General features: G+C 68.2%; 2 protein-coding genes. Both read right to left on the bottom strand.

Features of this window, described 5'->3' with window-relative positions; translation table 11 throughout:
- Positions 1 to 63: 63 nt before the first annotated feature.
- A complete protein-coding gene (locus FJR00_RS15495; RefSeq protein WP_141339624.1) occupies positions 64 to 1,245 on the bottom strand; it encodes a hypothetical protein in 1,182 nt (393 codons plus the stop codon).
- Positions 1,242 to 1,790, bottom strand: coding sequence for a SigE family RNA polymerase sigma factor (locus FJR00_RS15490; protein ID WP_141339622.1), 549 nt, complete (start codon positions 1,788 to 1,790; stop codon positions 1,242 to 1,244). The genes FJR00_RS15495 and FJR00_RS15490 overlap by 4 nt, the downstream gene beginning before the upstream one ends.
- Positions 1,791 to 1,968: the final 178 nt, after the last annotated feature.

Here is a 1,968-nt window from a genome sequence, read left to right as displayed (position 1 = left end):
GAGGATCGGTACAACCCATTAGATCCGGATGTTGACCGGCAGCCTCCGACAGGTAGCGCGGGTTCAGTTGGGGAGGGGCGCTTCGATGATCTGGATCGTTGTCTGTTCTCCGTTCTGGTCGAATGCGACTACCTGCTGAGCCGGCTGGTAGACGTCGCGAGCGAAGGGCGTCAGGCCAGCGAGCGGCTCGCCGATCGTTTGTTCCATGGCCAGCACCTCCCAGGGGTCACCGTCGATGAGGAGTTGCTTGGTCCCTGAGGGGACCCAACCCAGGAAGGCATCTCCGAGTTTGTCGTCGGTGAGGTGGATCGCCCACGCTCCCTCCGGTGCCTCTATCGGTCCGAGAACATTGCCGTCGCCGACCCATATCCACCAGCGGCCGTCCTCTTCGGTCCTGGCGAGCTGGGGCCAGGCCGCCCATTCTGGCGGGTCGGTCACCGTGCTGGGCAGGGGTGGGGAGCTCCACTCGTTTGGCAGCGGTTGGGCGACCACGTCGGCTGCGGTCCAGCTCAACGACCATGTGTCGTCGATCTGCCAGAGCACCGCCGCCGGGGCGTGCTCGTACGGGAGGCGGGCTACCTGGGCAACGACCTGGTCCTGGTCATCGAGGACTGGCGTGAGCTGCTGGCCCGGCTCGCCCCCGGAAAGGGCGACCCGTTGAGCTGCTGGTGGGACGATGCCCACCACGACGTCCTGGCCGGGCACCTGAAGTATGGAGGCGCCCCAGCGGGCCACATCCTCGCCCGGGTCTCTGGATCCGTGCAGCAGGAGCGGCCCGCCGGGTGCCTGGGTCAGCACGCTCAGCCCAACCCCGCTGGACTGGCCTTCCCCTTGCTCGTCAGGTACCAGACAACCGTCGGCGGTGCGGATGACCAAGACCTTGGTGCCGTCTTGCGCGACCCAGTCCAGGACCGCCAGGTGCCCAACCTCGGAGGTCACCTGGGTTCCAGCACTGCCGTCCGCCAAGGAGCCCTCGCCGGGAGCGATGTCAAGGCATGGTGCCGTTGAGCTGGGCGCGGCAGGCAGGGCTTCCTGCACCGAGTCGGGCAGAAGCTGCGCGGCCCACAGCGAGGTTCCCAGGACCAGCGCGCCTGCCGCGGCCAGCGGGGTCGTCGTGGCGATCCGCTGACGACGACGCCGGCTGCGTCCCTGGTGCAACACCATCCGCCCGTCAAGGGGTCTCATCGGTGGCGGTGCGTCCAGCTGCAGCTGCTCGCGCAGCCAGGTCTCTTCGTCGGTCCTCATCGGGCCACCTCCGCATCCTCGTCCTCGTGGTCCTCGACGCTCTGCTCCTGGGTTGCGAGCCGCGCCCGTAGCTTGGCCAGGCCACGCGACCCGGCGCTCTTGACCGCTCCTACCGAGATCCCGAGCTCCTCGGCGACCTGCCGCTCCGACAGGTCGCAGGCATGCCGCAGCACGATCACGGCCCGTTGGCGGGGAGGCAACTGCTGCAACGCCGCAGCCATCGCTCCCCGTTCAGCAACGTGTGTGGCGTGGTCGGGAACGTCCCGACCAGCTCCGATCCCCGAGGTCCGGTGCCAGGGAAGAAGGGCAGCGCGCCCGCGCCGGCGGGCCACGTCACGCTGCAGGTTGACCATCGTGCGACGGACATAACCGAGCTCTTCACCCGGCCGCAGGTTCCCCCAATGCCCGTACACGCGGGTCAAGGCCTCTTGTACCAGGTCACGAGCTTCGTCAGGGTCCGAAGTGAGGTACCAGCCGACACGGAGCAGCTCCCCGCTCTCGCGGTCCACGAAGGCCGCGAACCGCTCGTCAGCTTCGCTCTTCACGGTCCCCCCTCATCTGTGCTCGCCATACCCCTCCCACGACCGACGCACCGCCAAGGTTGCCACGCCCATCCTCCAGGCGTTCGAGGCGAGGACCCGGAGCCCACCGCCAGCATCACCAGGGGCGGCAAAGGCACGCTTTTGGCGGCGCAGGGACTGTCCGCCAAACGGTGTTTCTGGC

Source organism: Ornithinimicrobium kibberense (assembly GCF_006519705.1).
Classification (GTDB): Bacteria; Actinomycetota; Actinomycetes; order Actinomycetales; family Dermatophilaceae; genus Ornithinicoccus; species Ornithinicoccus kibberensis.
The sequence above is the reverse complement of the archived record's forward strand: the minus strand, read 5'-3'. Positions and strand labels throughout refer to the sequence as shown.

Excerpts from the sequence above, each read along its gene's own strand:
- FJR00_RS15495 (WP_141339624.1), bottom strand. The coding sequence starts at position 1,245 with ATGAGGACCGACGAAGAGACCTGGCTGCGCGAGCAGCTGCAGCTGGAC.